Origin of the sequence: Paenibacillus chibensis (assembly GCF_004001045.1) — a bacterium.
Classification (GTDB): domain Bacteria; phylum Bacillota; class Bacilli; order Paenibacillales; family Paenibacillaceae; genus Paenibacillus_AQ; species Paenibacillus_AQ chibensis.
Genome location: NZ_BIMK01000001.1, coordinates 144,388 through 163,326, shown reverse-complemented (window position 1 = coordinate 163,326; position 18,939 = coordinate 144,388). Strand labels below are relative to the sequence as shown.

The 18,939-nt window shown below is 45.1% G+C and carries 15 protein-coding genes; all 15 read left to right on the top strand.

Annotation, left to right across the window (positions count from 1 at the left end):
* Positions 1–15 precede the first annotated feature (15 nt).
* The 15 genes from wecC to PCH05_RS00725 all read left to right on the top strand — a co-directional run bounded on the left by wecC (position 16) and on the right by PCH05_RS00725 (position 18,891).
* The gene (gene wecC, locus PCH05_RS00795) at positions 16–1,281 is read left to right on the top strand and encodes a UDP-N-acetyl-D-mannosamine dehydrogenase (RefSeq protein ID WP_127599671.1); all 1,266 of its coding nucleotides are present in this window, start codon (positions 16–18) and stop codon (positions 1,279–1,281) included.
* 240 nt (positions 1,282–1,521) lie between these two features.
* Positions 1,522–3,270 carry a heparinase II/III family protein gene (locus tag PCH05_RS00790; RefSeq protein ID WP_164766494.1) on the top strand — a complete coding sequence of 583 codons (1,749 nt, stop codon included), beginning with the start codon at positions 1,522–1,524 and terminating at the stop codon, positions 3,268–3,270.
* 30 nt (positions 3,271–3,300) lie between these two features.
* Positions 3,301–4,635 (top strand): hypothetical protein, encoded by a 1,335-nt coding sequence (locus PCH05_RS00785; protein ID WP_488168503.1) that lies wholly within the window; start codon positions 3,301–3,303, stop codon positions 4,633–4,635.
* On the top strand, positions 4,632–5,750 hold the full coding sequence (locus PCH05_RS00780; RefSeq protein WP_127599665.1) for a glycosyltransferase family 4 protein: 1,119 nt from the start codon (positions 4,632–4,634) through the stop codon (positions 5,748–5,750). Before PCH05_RS00785 ends, PCH05_RS00780 begins: the two co-directional genes overlap by 4 nt.
* A complete protein-coding gene (locus PCH05_RS00775) occupies positions 5,740–7,215 on the top strand; it encodes a lipopolysaccharide biosynthesis protein (RefSeq protein ID WP_127599663.1) in 1,476 nt (491 codons plus the stop codon). Before PCH05_RS00780 ends, PCH05_RS00775 begins: the two co-directional genes overlap by 11 nt.
* A 320-nt stretch (positions 7,216–7,535) precedes the next feature.
* Positions 7,536–8,360: a GNAT family N-acetyltransferase gene (locus PCH05_RS00770; protein WP_164766493.1), complete on the top strand. Its 825-nt coding sequence runs from the start codon at positions 7,536–7,538 to the stop codon at positions 8,358–8,360.
* Between the two features lie 111 nt (positions 8,361–8,471).
* Positions 8,472–9,629: a hypothetical protein gene (locus PCH05_RS00765; protein ID WP_246049307.1), complete on the top strand. Its 1,158-nt coding sequence runs from the start codon at positions 8,472–8,474 to the stop codon at positions 9,627–9,629.
* Positions 9,626–10,861: a glycosyltransferase family protein gene (locus tag PCH05_RS00760; RefSeq protein WP_127599657.1), complete on the top strand. Its 1,236-nt coding sequence runs from the start codon at positions 9,626–9,628 to the stop codon at positions 10,859–10,861. Before PCH05_RS00765 ends, PCH05_RS00760 begins: the two co-directional genes overlap by 4 nt.
* A 466-nt stretch (positions 10,862–11,327) precedes the next feature.
* The gene (locus PCH05_RS00755; protein WP_371860500.1) at positions 11,328–12,317 is read left to right on the top strand and encodes an O-antigen ligase family protein; all 990 of its coding nucleotides are present in this window, start codon (positions 11,328–11,330) and stop codon (positions 12,315–12,317) included.
* Positions 12,214–13,602 (top strand): glycosyltransferase, encoded by a 1,389-nt coding sequence (locus PCH05_RS00750; RefSeq protein ID WP_127599653.1) that lies wholly within the window; start codon positions 12,214–12,216, stop codon positions 13,600–13,602. The genes PCH05_RS00755 and PCH05_RS00750 overlap by 104 nt, the downstream gene beginning before the upstream one ends.
* Positions 13,603–13,768: 166 nt before the next feature.
* Positions 13,769–14,110: an acyltransferase gene (locus tag PCH05_RS00745; RefSeq protein ID WP_218030505.1), complete on the top strand. Its 342-nt coding sequence runs from the start codon at positions 13,769–13,771 to the stop codon at positions 14,108–14,110.
* 98 nt (positions 14,111–14,208) lie between these two features.
* Positions 14,209–15,309 (top strand): right-handed parallel beta-helix repeat-containing protein, encoded by a 1,101-nt coding sequence (locus tag PCH05_RS00740; RefSeq protein ID WP_127599649.1) that lies wholly within the window; start codon positions 14,209–14,211, stop codon positions 15,307–15,309.
* Positions 15,310–15,337: 28 nt separating this feature from the next.
* Entirely contained in the window at positions 15,338–16,546 is a 1,209-nt protein-coding gene (cps2T, locus tag PCH05_RS00735) for a beta 1-4 rhamnosyltransferase Cps2T (RefSeq protein ID WP_127599647.1), read from the top strand.
* The gene (locus tag PCH05_RS00730) at positions 16,527–17,627 is read left to right on the top strand and encodes a glycosyltransferase (RefSeq protein WP_127599645.1); all 1,101 of its coding nucleotides are present in this window, start codon (positions 16,527–16,529) and stop codon (positions 17,625–17,627) included. Before cps2T ends, PCH05_RS00730 begins: the two co-directional genes overlap by 20 nt.
* Entirely contained in the window at positions 17,605–18,891 is a 1,287-nt protein-coding gene (locus PCH05_RS00725) for a glycosyltransferase (protein ID WP_127599643.1), read from the top strand. Before PCH05_RS00730 ends, PCH05_RS00725 begins: the two co-directional genes overlap by 23 nt.
* Positions 18,892–18,939 lie beyond the last annotated feature (48 nt).

The window sequence follows — 18,939 nt, the reverse complement described above, 5'->3', positions numbered from 1 at the left end:
AGGGAAGGGACTCCAATGGTAAATAAAGTTTGTGTGGTTGGACTCGGATATATCGGGCTCCCGACGGCCAGTCTGCTGGCAACAAGCGGTTTTATGGTACACGGCGTCGACATCAATTTACATACTGTTGAAGGGATAAATCAGGGGAAAGTACATATCACGGAGCCGGACTTGGATTATGCGGTTCAGAGCGCCGTCCAAAGCGGCCGCCTGCATGCTTCCACGATTCCGACGGAAGCGGACATCTTTATACTGGCTGTACCCACTCCCTTCCGGGAAAACAACAAACCCGATCTGACTTATGTGGAGCAGGCGGTAAGGGCTGTGATTCCTTTTCTTAGACCTGGAAATCTTGTTATTCTCGAATCGACCAGTCCGGTGGGGACGACGGAGCGGGTCGCAGAATGGATTTTGGGAGAACGGAAAGACCTGAGTATTTCCGAATCGGATTCTGCCTATAACCGAATTTTTGTGTCTTATTGTCCGGAGCGGGTACTCCCAGGTCAGATTCTACGTGAATTGGTAGAGAATGATCGGATTATCGGAGGCATTGATGAGGCTTCCACCCGGTGGACTGCGGATTTTTACAAACATTTCGTCAAAGGCTCCATCCTTGAAACCAATGCCCGCACGGCCGAAATGGCCAAGCTGACGGAGAACTCATTCCGGGACGTGAACATTGCATTTGCGAATGAACTGTCGCTGATATGCGATCAACTGGATATTGATGTGTGGGAGCTGATCCGACTTGCTAACCATCATCCTCGTGTCCATATCCTTCAGCCGGGCCCGGGAGTAGGAGGACATTGCATTGCGGTCGATCCTTGGTTTCTGGTTGATGCAGCGCCCGAACAGGCTAAGCTGATTCATACGGCAAGGATCGTGAACGACCATAAGCCGTGGTACGTCGTGGAAAAGGTACTTCAACTTGCTTCGAAGCTACGATCGCCGGTGATTGCCTGTTTGGGCTTGGCCTTTAAAGCTAATATCGAAGATTTGCGCGAAAGTCCGGCCATGGCGATTGTCGAGCATTTAGCCAAAACTGGAGCTGCGACTTTGCACGTAGCCGAGCCCCATATCGGGGAACTGCCGGACAGCCTGCACAGCGAGAATGTGTTTTTTACGGAAGCAGAGGAAGCCATACGCCAATCCGACATTGTGTTGCTTCTTGTGAACCATGAGGCATTCCGAATGATCAACATGGATCTCCTGCAGGAAAAGATCGTTGTGGATACCAGGGGATTCTTTCTGCAGACTCCCCGTGTGGAAGTGGGAGTGTGACGAATGTCCACGGTTCAGCATAAAATCAAGCGGCTCAAGGAGATGCCTCTAGGAACTGCCGTTAAAAAAATTGCGGGAAAAGCGATACAGGAGGCGCGTTTTGTTTATAGGCAGTATCGTATCCGGCGATCCCCGATATCACTTCATCCCAAACTGTTTCGTTCTTTTGAAACTTCAAGCCGCTTTCTCTTGGACCCTTCAAAACGCGAGCTTTATCGAAAACAGCTGATCTCTGGGGGGATGGACAAGGAAATTATCCGGGATGCGGATAGGATCTGCAATCATATCTTTGATCTTCTCGGTTCCGGAGACATTGAGCTTGGACCTTCTCTGCCTTGGCATGAGGATTTCAAGACGGGATTCCGGTGGGAGAACAAATTTTATAAATGGATTAAAATCGTTGACCTGGATAATGCTGCGGACGTGAAGGTTCCCTGGGAGCTTTCGCGTTTTCAGCATTTTTTTACACTGGGCAAAGCCTATTGGCTGACAAACGACGAGAAGTATGCTTATGAATTCCGGTCAGAAATCGAAGATTGGATTATGCGAAATCCTGTGGAAATGTCGATTAACTGGACCTGCGCAATGGATGTGGCGATTCGGGCAGTAAATTGGATATCCGTCATTCCTTTTTTCATGCATAGCCCTTCTATCCCGAAATTCTTCTGGGAGAACTTGCACGCCTCATTATATTTACATGGTGTGTTTGTTCGCGCTAATCTGGAAAATACAGGGGAACATACGGGGAATCATTATACCGCGAATTTAGCCGGATTGGTCGCTCTTGGATTATACTTTGAGGGTTTTCGTATTCTGCAAGGTCAGTCTTCAGGCAGCGATCCTGCGGAGTGGCTGGCGTTTGGCAAAGAGCAGCTAGAGAAGGAGATGTTCGTTCAGAGCAATGAGGACGGTTCGAACTATGAAGCCTCCACATCCTATCATCGCCTGGTCGCGGAAATGTTTATGGTCACCACGATGTGGTGCTCGCGAAACGGTCTCCATTTCTCGGACGGCTTTATAAAGCGTTTGGAGAAGATGCATGAGTTTATGCTTCGAATCATGAAGCCGGATGGCTCGACCCCAATGATCGGAGATGCAGATGACGGACGGTATTTAATCGTTTCACACTATGGAAATTGGGTCCGTAATGATTTCCGTCATCTGCTGGCTATCGCAGGAGAATTCTTCGATCGGGATGATTTCAGAAGCGCGGGGCTCTGCTGCTGGGAGGATGCGCTTTGGATGACCGGTGGATTTAAGCCTGTGTCCGTACAAATGCATGACGATCGAACATCTGTAGCCTTTCCGGACGGTGGGTACTACGTGCTGCGAAGCCCGGAAGCTTACTGCCTGATCAGGTGCGGAGAGCTTTCGTTCCACGGTCACGGGGCGCACAGCCATAATGACCAGCTTAGCTTTGAATTGAATGTGAAGGGACTGGATTTCATCGTGGATCCCGGCACTTGTGTTTATAGCGGCGACTATCATCTGCGCAATCTCTTCCGGAGCACGGCGATGCATAATACGCTGCGTATTGGTGGGAGAGAGCAGAACGATTTCGATGAGAAGGAGCTTTTTCTAATGAGAGAGCAGACCTTTGCCGTCTGCGAGGGATTTACGGATCATGAATTTACAGGAAAACACCAGGGATATCTTGGGAAGCTGGGAATTACGCACAAAAGGAATTACAAACTTCATGGTTCGGTTATGCAAATCGATGATTTGCTGTTGGATGCTTCCGGAATGGAAGTCCGGAAGCATTTTACGGCTGCCTTCATGTTAGCAGCGGGTGTCAGGCCTGTACGGAGGGAGAAGGGGTGGCTGCTGCAGCATGAGGATGTTACCGTGACCTTGCTTTTGGATGATACAGTGAAGTCCGAAATCCAGCTCTCATGGCTTTCCAATCAATATGGAGTGCGTACCTCGACCCGAATGCTTGTTGTGACAGGTTTTAATTCATCATTACGTACCACTATTCGGTGGGATTAGAACGGCATAAAGGAGTGATTGCCATTGAGTATGACCAAGGAAATCGCAAAAAGAATCTTGTCTTACGCTCCTTACCGTTTCGTTAATGTCGGCAGGGAGTTTTCGCAGTGGCTGGCCAAATTCGAAAATACAAGAGAAATGAGTAAAAAGGAACTGCAGGACCTTCAATGGAAGTCTCTGACCTCGATGGTCAGAGAGGCCTATGATCAAACTCATTTTTACAGGGATTTATACCGGGAGCATGGTTTTCATCCGGATGATCTGAAGGATTGGTCAGATGTCAATCGCATTCCCATTATCAATAAAGAGATGATTCGAGCCGCAGGCAAAGACGTCGTATCCAGAAAATATTCCTTGAATCGGCTCAAGCCGGGAACAACGAGCGGTACGACCGGAAGCTCGCTTACCTTTTATTCAAATCGGATGCTGGAGCAGCGGGAATGGGCCGCGACTTGTTTCCTTTGGGGAGATGTCGGATACCGCCCGGGGGATGGGCGCGTGGAGCTGAGGGGGCTAATTACGGATGAAAGAGTCTGCATTCCGGATCCATATCACCGGATTATCCGAATCAATGTAGCTCGAATGAACAAGGATAACGTTGGGTGGATCATGGAGCAGATCCTTCAATCAGGCTATGAGTTTATTCATGCATACCCGTCATCTTTAAGCCTACTTTCCAAACTGCTGCTCGAAACCGGTCTGATTGGATATTACGAGCCTAAGGCACTGCTTATCGTATCCGAAATGCTTCATACTTTTCAAGAGCTTCAAATCCGGAAGGCATTTCCCGGAGCCCCGATTCATGTCCACTATGGTCAATCCGAAAAAGTCGTAATGGCCGGAAGAGTGGAGCATTCACCGTATCATTTTTTACCGCTGTACGGATTCGTGGAGCAGCATCCCGTAACCGGAGGCGTGATTGGCACATCACTCATTAACGATGTGATGCCTATAATTCGATATGAGCTTGCGGATGCGGTTCCGGGCTTGGTGGATTCCGAGGAAGGCCCGCATTATATGTTTCCCAGCGTGTCTTCCATTGACGGCAGAATCTCGGAAATCATGTACAAACCAAACGGTGATATGGTATCTTCCGCCCTTCTAGCCATTATGGTGCGAGGTCTCTCCACCATCACTGCATGTAAGTTCATCCAGCGTAAATACGATGAAATCGATATTATTGTGGAGTCCGCTGAACCGGGACATATGGTGATGGACGAGATGGAAAAATGTATAAGCAAACTGTATGCCATTTTCACGAATGCAATGAAATTTAAGGTTGAGATCATGGAGCGGATTCCCAAAACGGCCGCTGGAAAGCTGAAATTTGTGGAAGTGCTCATGGATCAGGAGGAAGTGAAATGAAGATCGTTTTGATCGGTCCTGTTCCACCGCCCCTCGGAGGAATATCTGTTCACATCGACAGGCTTTGCAGCATTTTACATGATGAAGGTATAGACTACGTTGTTTACAATGAAGCCAAGGTGAGTGATTCTGCAAGGCATATTCATTCCATTACGAGTTTTAAAAGATTCATGTGCAAGGTTCTCTTTATTAGAGGGGACCTATTTCATTTTCATACGATCGATAGAAGACTCCGTATGATGCTGGGGTTGTACGCACTCGTCGGGAAAAAGATAATGCTTACGGTTCACGGAGACAGCCTTGCCTCCCAAATCGATCATTCCCGATTCATCTCCCGCTGGCTGCTGATCAGAAGCTTGAAGTCGATCGATTATATTGCATCGGTAAGTGAATCGACGACTCAAAAGCTGTTGGATATGGGCTTGGATGAGAATAAGGTACGAACTCTTCCGGCTTATATCCGCCCCCGGGTAAGTCAGAAAGATATGGTGAAAATACCGTCCGAGGTAATCGGATTCATGGAAGATGCGGAGATCGTGATTAGTGCAAATGGTTATGTCCGTTTCTACCGGAACGAGGATTTATATGGCTTGGATCTATTGATCGAGCTGATGAAAGAGCTGGTATGCATTTCCCATCATATCCGGCTTGTTTTTGCTGTCATGGGGGTTCCCGAGCAAAGTATCCTTGAGCGGGCGTATTATGATCAGTTAAAGGATCGGATCAAGGGATATGGCCTGGAGAATCATTTTTACTTTTACGAGGTCATAGATGCCCCCTTCTATCCTATTCTTATGAAAAGTCACCTCTTTGTACGTCCGACATGTACTGATGGTTATGGCGTGTCCATTGCTGAAGCCCTTCAGTGCTCCGTACCTTCGATAGCAAGCGATGTTTGCGAGCGGCCGCAGGGAACAATAGAGTTTCAATCCCGGAATTCGAAAGATCTCTTCGCAAAAGTGATGCATGTACTGAATCATTATGAAGCCTGCAAACGGGACGCCGGAAACGTCCGGATGGAGGATTACGGCCCGAAGCTCATCGAAATTTATCGCCAAATTACCGGTAAGGAAGGGAAAAACCGCGGTGCGGTGAAGTGGGGTTATGGAAAGTAAAACAATTCGCTCGAACGGCTTGGTCTATTTTTGCTTTGCTTTGCTTGGACAGTTCATGAATTTGATCTTGATTCCTTTATATACCCATAATCTTTCGCAAGAAGCGTATGGACAATACGATCTGATCATGAGCATTCAGCAGCTGCTCGCTATCGGAATTACGCTGGGTGTTTATTCAGGTATGGTAAGATATTTCAACGAATTTGAAAACCATAATCAATTGAAGAATACCACGCTCACCTTTTCGTTTGTTTGGGGCGCAGGCGTAACCGTTTTGATGTGGGGAGTCAATCCCATCCTGTATCCTTGGATATTAGGCAGAGGAGATTCGCATCATTTGTATCTTCCTTTCGTCGTGATGAGTTCCGTTCTAGCCTGCTTGAACCTGATTTATTCGAGCTACTTTGCCATGCAGTTCAAAGCTTTACTGTCGGGTCTGGTTCAGCTCGCCGCATCGCTTGCCACGCTGCTCTTTGCGCTTTATTTTTTTCTGGTATTAAAATGGGGGATAATCGGGATCCTGGGCGCGCAGTTGCTGGGTAACGGTACCGTGTTTATGATCATCCTTGCATTGGATTGTCGCCGCTTCAGAGCCAGGATGGATCCAAACCAACTGAGGAGCATGCTGAAATATGGCACGGGCCTTATGCTTGGCAATATTTCGGGATGGGTGCTTTCGCTTAGCGACCGTTTTTTAATCAAGGGCTTTATGAACCTGTCACATGTGGCGCTCTACGCGATCGGTTATAAAATTGGAATGCTCATCCAGCCTCTATTTATTAATCCGTTTGCATCCTTATTTACACCGTTCAAGTATGCTGTTTATAAAGAAGCGGATGGTCCGGCCCGAATCATCAAGATGTTTCGGATGTATAACTTTATCGGATGGCTTGTTGTGCTCATGCTCTCTCTATTTGCCAATGTGACCGTCCGTATTGCTGCCACAAATGCTTATGAGGCTGCGGCCTTTATTGTCCCTTTTATTGCTTTTTCCTATTATCTATCAGGTGTGATGAATTTTTATTCTCTCGGGCTTCATATTGCGAACAAGATGAAAATCAACACGGTATTGATTATAAGTACTGCGCTGATCAATGTACTCTTTAACTTCGTTTTCATTCCGGTGGCGGGAATTTATGGATCTGCATTTTCAACGGTAATTTCGTATGCGGTGGCAAACGGACTCTACTACTATTATGGTTCAAAATACTATTCCATCGGTTTGGGTCCGCTACAGCCCTATAAATACCTGATCATTTGCCTTCCGTTGTATGGGGTTTATCTGCTCTATATGTCTGTCATCCATTCGCCGTTTCTTGAAATTGTGTTCAATGGTGTTCTTAGCATAGCGTTCATTGCGCTTAGCCTTTGGTTTGGATTCATATCCAAAGAAGAACTGACAGGCCTTCTCGGGCGTTTCTTAAAACCGAAACCGGTGCAGGCGATTACCGGAACAGAGGCGTAAAATTATTATAAGGAGCCAATGAATTAAAGATGAGCATTCAAATTATCCAGAGTCTGGAAGGATTCAGGAGCTTGAAGACTGAATGGGAAAGGCTGGAGAGGCTGAGTCCTGAAAATTCTTATTACAACACTTTTCGGTTTAGTTTTTCCTGGTGGCAAACGTATGGAAAAAACGATAAATATGAACTGTTTATTATTTGCTGCTTCAGGGATAGTCTGCTTGCGGGAATTGCACCGTTGATGATTAGGAAGTCGGATAAAAAGGTGTTCAAGCACAGCGTTTTGTGTTTTATAGGCAGAGGCGATTATTTTAACTTTATTGTGGATTCGGAAAAACATTCTCCGCGTACGGTGATCAAGGAGCTGTTCAGTTCCATAGAAGAGCATGCAGGCAAGTGGGATAAAATTGAATTGTCGCATTTGTCCAAGGATAGTACGCTGCTGTATTATTTGCTGCGGCATAATCGATATAACAGCAGCATCAGCTATTTGACGACATGTCCTCAGATTAATTTGAAATCATTGAAAACCTCCAGACAGGAGGAGCGTCAACCTTTAAACACCAAGGCTAGGTATAAGCTTAATAAATTGCGCAAGGATATCGGTTACGAGTTTAAGCTGACCAGCGGCAGCGAAAATGAAGCTATTTACAATAGGATCTCGCAAGTTCATAAGAATGAAAAGATGTATCTCCTTCAAGAGAAAGGAAGATTGGAAAGAAAAAGTATTTTTGAAGGACAAAATAATGAAGATTTTTATAAATGCATGTTTCATGAAAATGAACATGTTATCGTTGCCTATCTTGAAAGTGATCAAGGATCGATTATCGCGTATCAGGTGCATTATTTGATGAATGGCGTGCTTTATGGCTGGAATACAGGCTATGATCCCGCATATGCCCAGTATGGGGTATTCGACGTTCTCATGCTAGAGCTGATCCGAACGCTGCATGATCAGGAGCAGATAACAACGATTGACATGGGTGCAGGCAGCTATCCCTGGAAGTATAAATGGACGGATCAGTTTGTCGTGACCTATTCCTTTACACTCTGGAACCGCAACAGTCACTGGGCAAGATTGGTCGAACTGCTCGTTCAAACCCGGAGAGGGATAAGAGCGGCGAAAGGAGTGGATAAGGTACTGTGACGAATACTTCGAAGCTCGGGAAGACTGAAAATATTCACACAGGTAAGGGGAATAGTGATGCGGATTTCGATATGTAAATGGTTTAATAATGCCGAATCACCCGTCATATTTATGATCGATGATTTATGTAATACATGGGTTGATACCGGAAATAAAGGATATAGGGAATGGGGGGATGACTGGGGTTTCTTCAAACGTGAAGAAAAGTCATCCTTTCGTTATTTGAATGAACAAATTCTTGCTCTCTTTCCCGAAGTAAAGGTGACATTCTTCGTACCGGTAGGTATCCGAGCTGGAATTAGCGTTCATCCGTTGTATCAGCAAATCTCGAGGCCTTTGGATGCAGATGAGGAAAGCAGAGGGTTTTTCAAATTCATACATCAGCATCCGAAATTTGAGCTTGCCTATCATGGTACGACTCATGGAAATCCAGGTGAAGCGGCGCGGGATTTTGTACAGGAATGGCATACATTTCACACCATTGAAGAGGCAGTGGAAACGATCCGTGCCGGCCTGGTGACTTTTCAAAATGCAGCCGGAGAAAGGCCTTCGGGCGGGAAATACTGCGGTTATGCAGGGAGTAAGCTGGCCGACGAAAGCATTGATCGCTCAGGCTTTACTTGGTGGTGCCGGTATTGGAACCACGGATATGAGGACATGGGCGATGGACCGGACTACGGTGAGGATGCGGACCCGATTTCCCGGTATGAAATCAAGCGTTTTGGTGCGAATGGCGTGATTGATATCCCTTCAACGGTTAACGGTGGATTGTTAAGAGGGCTGACAAGTCCGGATTATTCGTTCAAAGGAATCGCCAAGAGAGCATTGAAGAGACCACTGATTCGTTATCGGCTGCGTAAACTTGATTACCTGCTGAAGCATCGCCTCGTCATCAGCATTCAGGAGCATATCGCTCCATCCAGAGATGACGGCAAAATACAGCATCCGAATATCTTTCATGATCGAAACAGTCTGGTCGAGATATTTCGTTATCTGGCCACTAAAAAGGTATGGTACTGTACCGGGACCGAGCTAGCAGACTATGTGAATCTCCGTGATCATATAAAATTGGTTCAGATAGATGAGTCCGGTTTTGAACTCGTACATGATCTGCGGTATGAGAATTGGCAAATATCGCTTCAAGTAGAAGACAGCAAAGGAATGCATATTCTTGCACCCGATCACCGAAAATTCGCTGTATTGCAGGGCGCGGTGAACTTGCCCGTCATGCAAGGCAAATACCTTTTGCAAAGAGGCGGAGTCTATTGAAGCAGATTATTATTGTGATCTCCGATTATCGTGAAGGTCAGCCTGTAGTAGCTTCTGTAAGGTACTTAGGTCTGATGAAACATCTGGCTGACAAGTATGACATTATTGCCATTCATAACCGGAAATACGGTGAATCTCCTGTCCCTTTTGCCACAGAGAGCTACACGTTTGTTACATTGGATAGCCGGTTTTCAAATCTTTCTGAAGCGCATGGCAAGCCGGCGCGCTCTGGGATCGGTAAAAAATATTTAGGGAGGATTATCCGCAGAAACTGGATTGTGAGTTCTTGGGCTAATTATAAGTTTAGTAAATTTACTTTCAGAAGGCTGAACCGAGATCTGTACCAAAAATTATCTTCAATGACCGAAAAAGAGGTAGCGGCGATCTACACGACGATTCCCGATGTATATGGTTTGTATCTCGCGGAATATTTGCAGCAGCTTCTACCATCTGCGGCAACCATTATCGAAATCCGAGACATTCTGAATCACGATATTGGGCAAGGGCAACCGCGATTCATTCTCAAGCGGGTCGAAAACAAATTGTCCATAGCGGACGGTATTGTCGCCGTATCCGCGGGGATTCAACAATACTATCGGAAGCAGCATCCAAGTATGGACATTGAACTTATCCGTAATGGATTTGATGAAGAATACTTTTATGATTGCAGCTATAGAGGCATCAGAAATTCGGGGGATCAGCTGATCTTATCGCATATCGGCTCCATTTACAAAGGAAGAAGCATTCGAGTATTTGTCGAAGGTTTATCATTGTTTCATCAACAGACCGGAATCAAGGTTGTGTTTCAGGTGATAGGCCTATTGGATCGAAAGGCTTATGAAGACATCCACAGTTTGAAAATTCCAGGTGAAGGGGTGGAGGTGCGAATCATGGGAAGCGTTGATCATGAAACAGCCGTGTCATTGCTTACTGCTTCAGACATCGCGGTCATTCTTACCCACCCAAACGGGAGCCATTATGCAATTCCCGGTAAAACCTTTGAATATATCGGAGCATGCAAGCCGGTACTGGCTGTTACGAAAGATGAGGAGCTCCGATCGCTCATTAGCGGCCGATACGGCGAATGTGCGGTACATGACAGTGCGGAAGTAGCGGATACGCTCCAGCGTATGCTCCAATTGACGTTTGATTTTTCCGAACGAATGGAGTTCGGCAGAACGCTGCAAGCGGAGCGCATTATCAGATTTATGGATCAGAAAATAAAACGTTAAGAGGGTTATTATGTATTTAATCATGATTCTGCTTTCGTTGCCTCTTTTATGGGCAGGCGCCCTGTTAATGATCCATGTGTTCAAAGGAAGCAGTATGCACGCTGCCGTGCTCGGCTTTCTCATACTTGCATTTGTCAGCAGCATTCGTTTTAACACAGGATACGAAAGCATTTATATCGATTTAACGTTGGTTGTGTTATTTGTTTTCAATAGTGCGCTGTGTGTTCATCTGCTGCTTCGGAGCAAACTGGATATTCTGACGACAAGCTTCGAACATCGGAAAAGGGCGAATATCATCTTGATGTTATCGGGAGGTATTCTATTTCTGCTCGCGCTGCAGGGAACCGTTGTTGACTTGTATGACATTAGCCAGTATGCATTTCATGTAAATGTGTATGTGAATCTGTTTTTTATGGCCCTGATGTTTTATTGTTTTACTTTCATGCGTTTCCAGTCCTCAACGTTTATGAAAATCATAGCTGTATATTCATTGTTCAATTCATTTCTCGGTGTATTTCAATATATTTTTAATCGTTCCTTTTTACTTTTTAGCACCAGCGAAAACATTAATTACTACGAAGGAGCTGTGGTTTCGAAGCGCGTGTTTGGATTTGTTGGGGCGAGTAATGGAGCAGGGAATCTAGGGGCGATCCTCTTTTCGGTGCTTCTTTATTATTTCATTAAAAAAAGAAACTTTCTAAGTCTGTCGGCACTGCTTATGAATCTGGTATTTGTACTGCTGACTTTTACGCGGATCGGCTATTTATCGATTTGCATCCAGATGCTGGTATACCTTGTTTCATCCCATAAGGGAAACATCCATCATTGGCTGAAAAGATGCTTGATAGGTATAGCGACGATCTTAGCTGCTTTTATTGCGTTTCAAGTTTTCTATAAAGATATTTATCAGGTGCTGTTTGTCGATCGGGGGGATACGCAGTCAAACCGTTTTAGTCAGTTTTCTGAAGCGATTATTGTAATGAAGGATCATCCTTGGTTTGGCATAGGAGCCGGGCAATATGTGTCTTACGTCGAAAATCACTATGGACTCGAAGATATTGTGCTGCATTCGCAGTTTCTGAACATCCTTATTGAGCAGGGCATATTCAGCTTTGCTTTGTTTTTATTGATCTATTTTTTATTATTTATCTGGAGCCTGAAGGTATACAAGGGAGAAGCCTGGTTCCCTGTATCGCTTATGCTGGGGAATTTTATAACCGTTAATTTTAATCCAAATCAATACTACAGCATTTGTATCTATACCTTTTTTATATTGGCATATGGGATGATTTTTTTGGGGAAATCAGATGACCGAAACGAGGCTGAATTGGACAGGAGGCTAGCACTTTTCAATGAAAATTTTACACGTTTCCCTGGGACTGCCACCCTACCGAACAGGTGGTCTAACGAAATATTGCCTGGATCTAATGCTGACACAGCAAGAATTGATGCATGAAGTGCTACTTCTGTATCCAGGACGTTATACATGGGGGAACGTACAGATTCGCAAGGATCACTCCTATCATGGTGTTCAAGTATATGAGATCATCAATCCATTACCGGTTCCATTACTGGGGGGAATCAGCAAGCCGAAGGAATATATGAAAATGAGGGATCAACCGGAATATTTGCGATTTCTGCAACAAATAAAGCCGGATGTGATCCACTTTCATACATTGATGGGAATCCATAAAGATTTACTTACAGCAGCACATAGACTTAACATACGTACGTTGTTCACGAGCCATGATTACTTCGGTATTTGCCCCAAAGTGAATCTGATCGATTTAAAAGGGGCGCATTGCAGCGACTATGCGGATGGAAGAAAGTGCGTAGACTGCAATGCCGGTGCCTATAGCGGACTCACCATCTATATCATTCAAAGCAAGCTGTATCGTCTCATGAAAGACAGCAAATTAGTCAAACGGATACGAATGCATACTAAAAAGATGTACCGGGCAAAAATGGATGCAGCCGGTAGATTCGCTTCAGAGAAGCCCAATCCTTTCTATTATTATGCAAAATTGAGAACGCATTATTTGGAGATGCTTAAGTCGATCGACTTTTTCCATTTTAACAGCGAGTTAGCCCAATCCATTTATCTTCAATATTTGGATGTTCAAGGGAAGGTCATCCCAATTATGCACCGAGATATCAAGGATCAACGGAAGCTAAAAGCTCCACGGAGAGAAGGTTCTCCCATTATTTTGGCCTACATCGGCCCGATTGAACATTATAAAGGCTTTTACCTGCTCTTGGAGAGCCTGGCATATTTGAAGAGCATAACATCAGCCGGATGGCGTCTTCATATCTACGGTAGCGGGTCAGCAGAGGAGTACGAGGAGATCTCCGAACAAGTCACGTTTTTCGGCACTTACCGCTATGACGAACTTGAAACGATATTTGAAAACATTGACCTATTGATTATCCCGAGCATTTCAATGGAGACTTTCGGCCTGGTCGGAATAGAGGCGTTATCCTATGGCGTGCCTTTGCTGGTCTCCAACCATGCCGGAATCCGTGATCTTGTACGAGATGGTGTTAACGGAATCATATTTGAACCGAACGTACGTGATCTTGCAGCCAACTTGCTGCTCATTTTGGAAAACAATGAATTGTTAAGCGGATTGAACAAGAATATTGTCGAGTCGGAATTTACATATTCCATGGACGGACATGCAAGGGAGATCATTCAACAGTACGACCATTTGCTAAGCTTGGAGGTCCAGAACTGTGATTAAGCTCGGCTGGCAGAAATTTAACAGATACGTTTCCCGGATGCTTTGGCATAGCGCGGTAAATGGGTTCGCTGCTTCTTTTTTGGTACCATGTCGCATCCGATGCTTTGTATATCGTCTATGCGGACTGCCCATTCAGACGAACGGGATTATGCCGGGAACCTTTTTGATGTGGAAGTCGATTGAAATTGGCGAGAGGTCGTTCATTAACCGCCGCTGCTTTTTCGATGCAGGCGTCCGGATCGGTGAGGATTGCGATATTGGATTTGAAGTCATGTTCTGCACGTCCACACATCAGCAAGGTACCCATAAAAAGCGGGCTGGCATCTTTGAAGGAAAGCAGATTCATGTTGGCAATGGTTGCTGGATTGGAGCAAGAGCTCTTCTTCTCCCCGGCGTTATTGTGGGTGATGGCTGTATTGTCGCGGCAGGTTCCGTCATTACCAAAGACTGCTTGCCAAACGGACTATACGCCGGTGTTCCTGCTAAAAGGATTAAGGATTTAATATAGATGAATTGTACGAGATGGATGTCCATTTCCTTAAGCAGGGTGACAAAATATATTAATAAAGAAAGGTGGATGATGTATTAACATAAGGAGGAAAGGGCATGCCGGAAATCAATATCAAGCAGTATGGGGCTAAAGGAGACGGACTCACGGACGATTCGGCGGTATTTCAAAAAGCTGTAGACAGCTTTAAGACAACAGGCGGAACACTCATTATTCCGGATGGGACGTATAAAGCCAGCTTTACAATAAGCACATCCAACATTTTTGTTCAGGGAACGGGTATCATCAAAGGCTCCATTAATTTGTACGGTCAGGTTTCCTTAAATGATCGATATGCAGGTTCCGGAAACATTCGGATCGAAGGCATTACTATTGCTGGGGATAAGGTACGAAACGGTATCAATTGCAAATGGTTTTTTGGAGTACGGATTTCAAATGTCAGATTCGTGAATTGCTTGAAGGCCGTGAACTTTGAGAAAGTGGATAAAACCCAGCACTGTTCCCGCTTCGTCATCTCGGAGAATCATTTGATCGACTGTAATTATGGCCTGTATGTCGATTTTATTCAACCAACGGACGGCGGAGAGTTTGGTGTAGGCGACGTGCACTTCTCCAATAACATGTATGAAGCACGAGCAAATTATCAGGGTGGATTCGGTAATGTATATCATATTTGGGCTAATGGTCTGGATGGGCTGCTATGCAAGGGGAACACCTTCTTTTTCGGTCATACGGGCGCTGAAAAATCCAATATTTACATTGACGGTTTCAACTGGCTGATCGTTGAAGGTAACAATCTTTTCGAAGCTCCTGAAAACGGCATCACTTGCAAAAATGGCAGTAACATGGTGATCACCAATAATAACGTTGCCTGGGCTAAAAAATACAGCATTTATCTGTCCAACATTCTCTGCGGAATCGTGAGTACCAATAATCTGAGTTCTAAAATTGGGGAGGATATACCAAACGTCGGCGTGTATGTGGAAAAAAGCCCTTATTTTCTCGGTAATATTTCCAATAATAATATTTTCTTCCCGGGGCTGTATGCCATCCAGGTTAAAGACAGCTCTTACGTTAATATTAATGGAAATGTGGGCAGAGGCCAGTTCGGGAAAGCCCAAGCCGTAAAAGTGGATACACCGACAACCAGTATCATGGTCGGTCAGAACTCCAACCAATTTACGTATTTCAAATCCTAAATCCATGATAAAAAGTTGAGGTTTTTATATGACAAAGCATGTTTTTATAATTGGCTCGAAGGGAATTCCGGCAAAGTATGGCGGATTCGAGACATTTGTCGATCAGTTAACGGCGCGGAAGACGAACCAGGATATACGGTATCATATTGCCTGCATGAGCGATAAGGATGGGGAGTTTGAGTACCACGATGCAAGATGCTTTCAGATCAAAGTGCCACGTGCAGGTAGCGCCAAAGCTGTGATCTACGACTTGCTGAGCTTGAAAGCATGCTTGCGTTATATTCGTCACAACCAACTTTATAACAGCGTCGTTTATGTGCTGGCCTGCCGGATCGGGCCTTTTTTTTATGCCTATAAACGTGCCTTGGAAAAACTGGGAGTACAGGTCTGGGTAAATCCTGACGGACATGAATGGAAGCGCGGAAAATGGAACAAGGCGGTCAAAATGTATTGGAAAATATCCGAAAGGCTAATGGTCAAGCGGGCAGACTTGCTTATCTGTGATTCTAGGGGAATCGAACAATACATACATCGCGACTATGCCAAATATCATCCACGAACCAGCTACATTGCATACGGCGCCGATCTCGAGAAATCCACGTTAACGGATCGTTCCGTGCAGCTGAAGAACTGGATGGATTGTCATGGCATTCACGCTGGCGAATATTATTTAATCGTCGGAAGATTCGTGCCGGAAAATAATTACGAGCTGATCATCAAGGAATTTATGAAAGCCGGCACCGAAAAATCACTGGTGATCGTTACGGGTACGGATAACAACCCTTATTATGAAGAGCTGGCTGCAAAAACCGGTTTTAAAAAGGATGAGCGTATCAAATTTGTAGGAACCGTTTATGATCAGCAGCTTCTCAAAAAAATAAGGGAGCTGGCTTTTGCCTACTTGCATGGACATGAAGTCGGAGGGACGAATCCTTCCCTGCTGGAAGCGCTGGCTTCCACCCGGTTAAATCTGCTGTATGATGTTGTCTTCAACCGGGAGGTTGGAGCAGAAGGAGCCCTTTATTTTACCAATGAACCGGGGTCATTGGCCGCACAATTAGAGCAAGCGGATGAATATTCAGAGGAGCTTCTTCAAGCCTTTGAAGAGGCTGCGAAAGAACGGATTCGTACGCATTACTCATGGTCATTTATCGTTAACCGATATGAAAAACTTTTCACGGAAGATCGGGTGGAGGCAGCAGAGGAGGCTCAAGTACGTGAAGCTGTTAATGTGTGAATATATGGATTACGATACGGTTTTTCAGGTTGGGAGCCATTATTTTGCGAGAGAATTTGCGAAGGATGGGGCACAGGTTCAATGGCTGAATCAGCCGGGACATTTATTTAAGCGGAAAACGAATTATACGGTCAACGATCAGCTGAATATTTACTATCCTAAAGGGAGCTTGCCCTACTGCAGGTATCCGTTGTTAAACAGCAAACTGTGGGCCAAATACTACTGGAGGTCTGTTCCTGGTTCTATCAGCCGGGAGATTAGGCAATCGGAGCATGATGTACTGTGGATGACGAACGTGAAGATGTTCTACAGTACCGATAAGCTCAAGTACCGCTACCTGATTCATCGGATGGCAGACAATTTTTCCGGGTTCAAGGGAGCTTACCGTAATATGCTTTATATGCAGTCCGAGCTGGTCAGAAAATCCAATCTTGTCATTGTCACCGCCAAAAACCTGGTGGCCCAAGCCCGGAATTGGAATCGCAACGTCCTTTATCTTCCGAATGGGGTAGACATCGAGCGCTTCAAACAGAATGATCATCCGATGCCCGTCGAATATATGCCGATTGCAGACCGTACCAAAGTTGTATATGTTGGCGCTTTGGAAGAATGGTTCGATTATGATTTGATGCGTTACGCTGTTCGTGAGCTGAAGGAAACGGCATTTATTATCATTGGCGGCACGAACGATAAAATAGAAGCAATCGCGGCTGATTATCCCAATCTGATTCTTCTGGGCAGGAAGGATCATCATGCTATTCCCGCATACATCAAGTCGGCAGATGTCGGAATCATGCCTTTTCTGAGCAATAAATTGACGAACAGCATTCATCCGCTGAAGCTTTACGAATACTTTGCTGCAGGGATACCAGCGGTGTGCACCCGGCTGGATGAAGTAGAGCAGATGAATTCGCCTGCTTTCTTATATGATTCGAAAGAAGAGTTTGTAGACATGATTAAGCATGCATCCCTTAGTTCAGCCAAGCCGGAGCAGTACATCTCATATGCCGAAAAAAATACCTGGAAAGAGAGATTCCAAACCATAAAGGAGTTTATCGATGAAGGTACTGTTAATCAATAAGTATTTCTATATAAAAGGCGGAAGCGAGACGTATTTCTTCGGCTTAAAACAAATGCTGGAGGAGCATAACCATACGGTGATTGAGTTCAGCATGAAAGATGAAAGGAATGAGGACAGCTCGTACGAGGGGTATTTTGTCTCACATATTGATTATGAACAGAACGGATCGCTCCTCGCCAAAATGAAGAACGGGCTGAAGCTGATCCATTCCAAGGAAGCCTTCAGTAAGTTATGCAGGCTTATTGAAGATACTAGGCCGGACGTAGCCCATGTTAACTTGATTTATCATCAGTTGACTCCCTCTGTGTTGTTGGCTTTGAAAAAATACGGCATTCCCGTAGTGCTTACATCTCATGACTATAAATTGATCTGCCCCAACTATAAGCTTTTTAATAACGATCAAATCTGTACGAAATGCATTGGCGGAAAGTACTACAATTGTTTTCTGGGGAAATGCCATAAGGATTCAAGATCTTACAGCCTGCTGTTGACTATGGAGGCTTATTTCCATAAATTTCGAAAAACCTACCAGATCGCTGATGTGATTATTTGTCCAAGTGATTTTATGTACAACATGCTGCTGGAAAGTGGATTTTCTAAATCGAAGCTGACCCATATACCCAATTTTGTTGCACAGGATTTCACGAGTCACGACATAAATCTATGTGCAGAAGGCAAGGGTGATTATTTTTTATATTACGGCCGATTGTCGAAGGAAAAAGGGTTGGACCTCCTGTTGGACAGTATGAAGCTGCTGAAGGATGGGAACAGGCTTATTATTGTAGGAACGGGTCCTGAAGAGGGACATCTGCAGGAGCGGGTTAGGGATGAACGCATCGCTAATGTTCGTTTTACAGGATTTAAATCCGGAGAAGAGCTTAACAGGCTTATTCGGGAAGCGAAGGCTACGATAATACCATCCGTTTGGCATGAGGTATTCGGACTGACTATCGTCGAATCTTATCAACTCGGAACGCCGGTCATCGGATCTCGGGTCGGGGGAATCAGCGAACTGATCGAAGATCAAAAATCCGGATATTTGTTTAACGGAGGCGATGCCGGGGAACTGGCTCAAGCTATGCAGGAACTAAACCGGTTAAATAGCGAAGCTTACCGACTCATTCGCGGCCATTGTTTGAGCAAAGCTCAAGAATACGGGGCTCAAGCGTATTATCAGGCAATCATCGTTATTTATGAAAGATTGCAACTTATAAATCAGAATCGGACCGCTGGTGTAGGACCGGAGATACTGAGCGGCAGCTAGCTGAACATTTTATACGAATAATCGCTATAGATTGGTGGTGTGTTCATC

Bases quoted from the DNA above. Each gene is read 5' to 3' on its own strand.
- PCH05_RS00765 (WP_246049307.1), top strand. From the start codon at position 8,472: ATGATCGATGATTTATGTAATACATGGGTTGATACCGGAAATAAAGGA.
- PCH05_RS00775 (WP_127599663.1), top strand. From the start codon at position 5,740: ATGGAAAGTAAAACAATTCGCTCGAACGGCTTGGTCTATTTTTGCTTT.
- PCH05_RS00745 (WP_218030505.1), top strand. From the start codon at position 13,769: ATGTGGAAGTCGATTGAAATTGGCGAGAGGTCGTTCATTAACCGCCGC.
- PCH05_RS00750 (WP_127599653.1), top strand. From the start codon at position 12,214: ATGAAAATTTTACACGTTTCCCTGGGACTGCCACCCTACCGAACAGGT.
- PCH05_RS00790 (WP_164766494.1), top strand. From the start codon at position 1,522: ATGGACAAGGAAATTATCCGGGATGCGGATAGGATCTGCAATCATATC.
- PCH05_RS00785 (WP_488168503.1), top strand. From the start codon at position 3,301: ATGACCAAGGAAATCGCAAAAAGAATCTTGTCTTACGCTCCTTACCGT.
- PCH05_RS00740 (WP_127599649.1), top strand. From the start codon at position 14,209: ATGCCGGAAATCAATATCAAGCAGTATGGGGCTAAAGGAGACGGACTC.
- PCH05_RS00755 (WP_371860500.1), top strand. From the start codon at position 11,328: ATGAAAATCATAGCTGTATATTCATTGTTCAATTCATTTCTCGGTGTA.
- wecC (WP_127599671.1), top strand. From the start codon at position 16: ATGGTAAATAAAGTTTGTGTGGTTGGACTCGGATATATCGGGCTCCCG.
- PCH05_RS00725 (WP_127599643.1), top strand. From the start codon at position 17,605: ATGAAGGTACTGTTAATCAATAAGTATTTCTATATAAAAGGCGGAAGC.
- PCH05_RS00780 (WP_127599665.1), top strand. From the start codon at position 4,632: ATGAAGATCGTTTTGATCGGTCCTGTTCCACCGCCCCTCGGAGGAATA.
- cps2T (WP_127599647.1), top strand. From the start codon at position 15,338: ATGACAAAGCATGTTTTTATAATTGGCTCGAAGGGAATTCCGGCAAAG.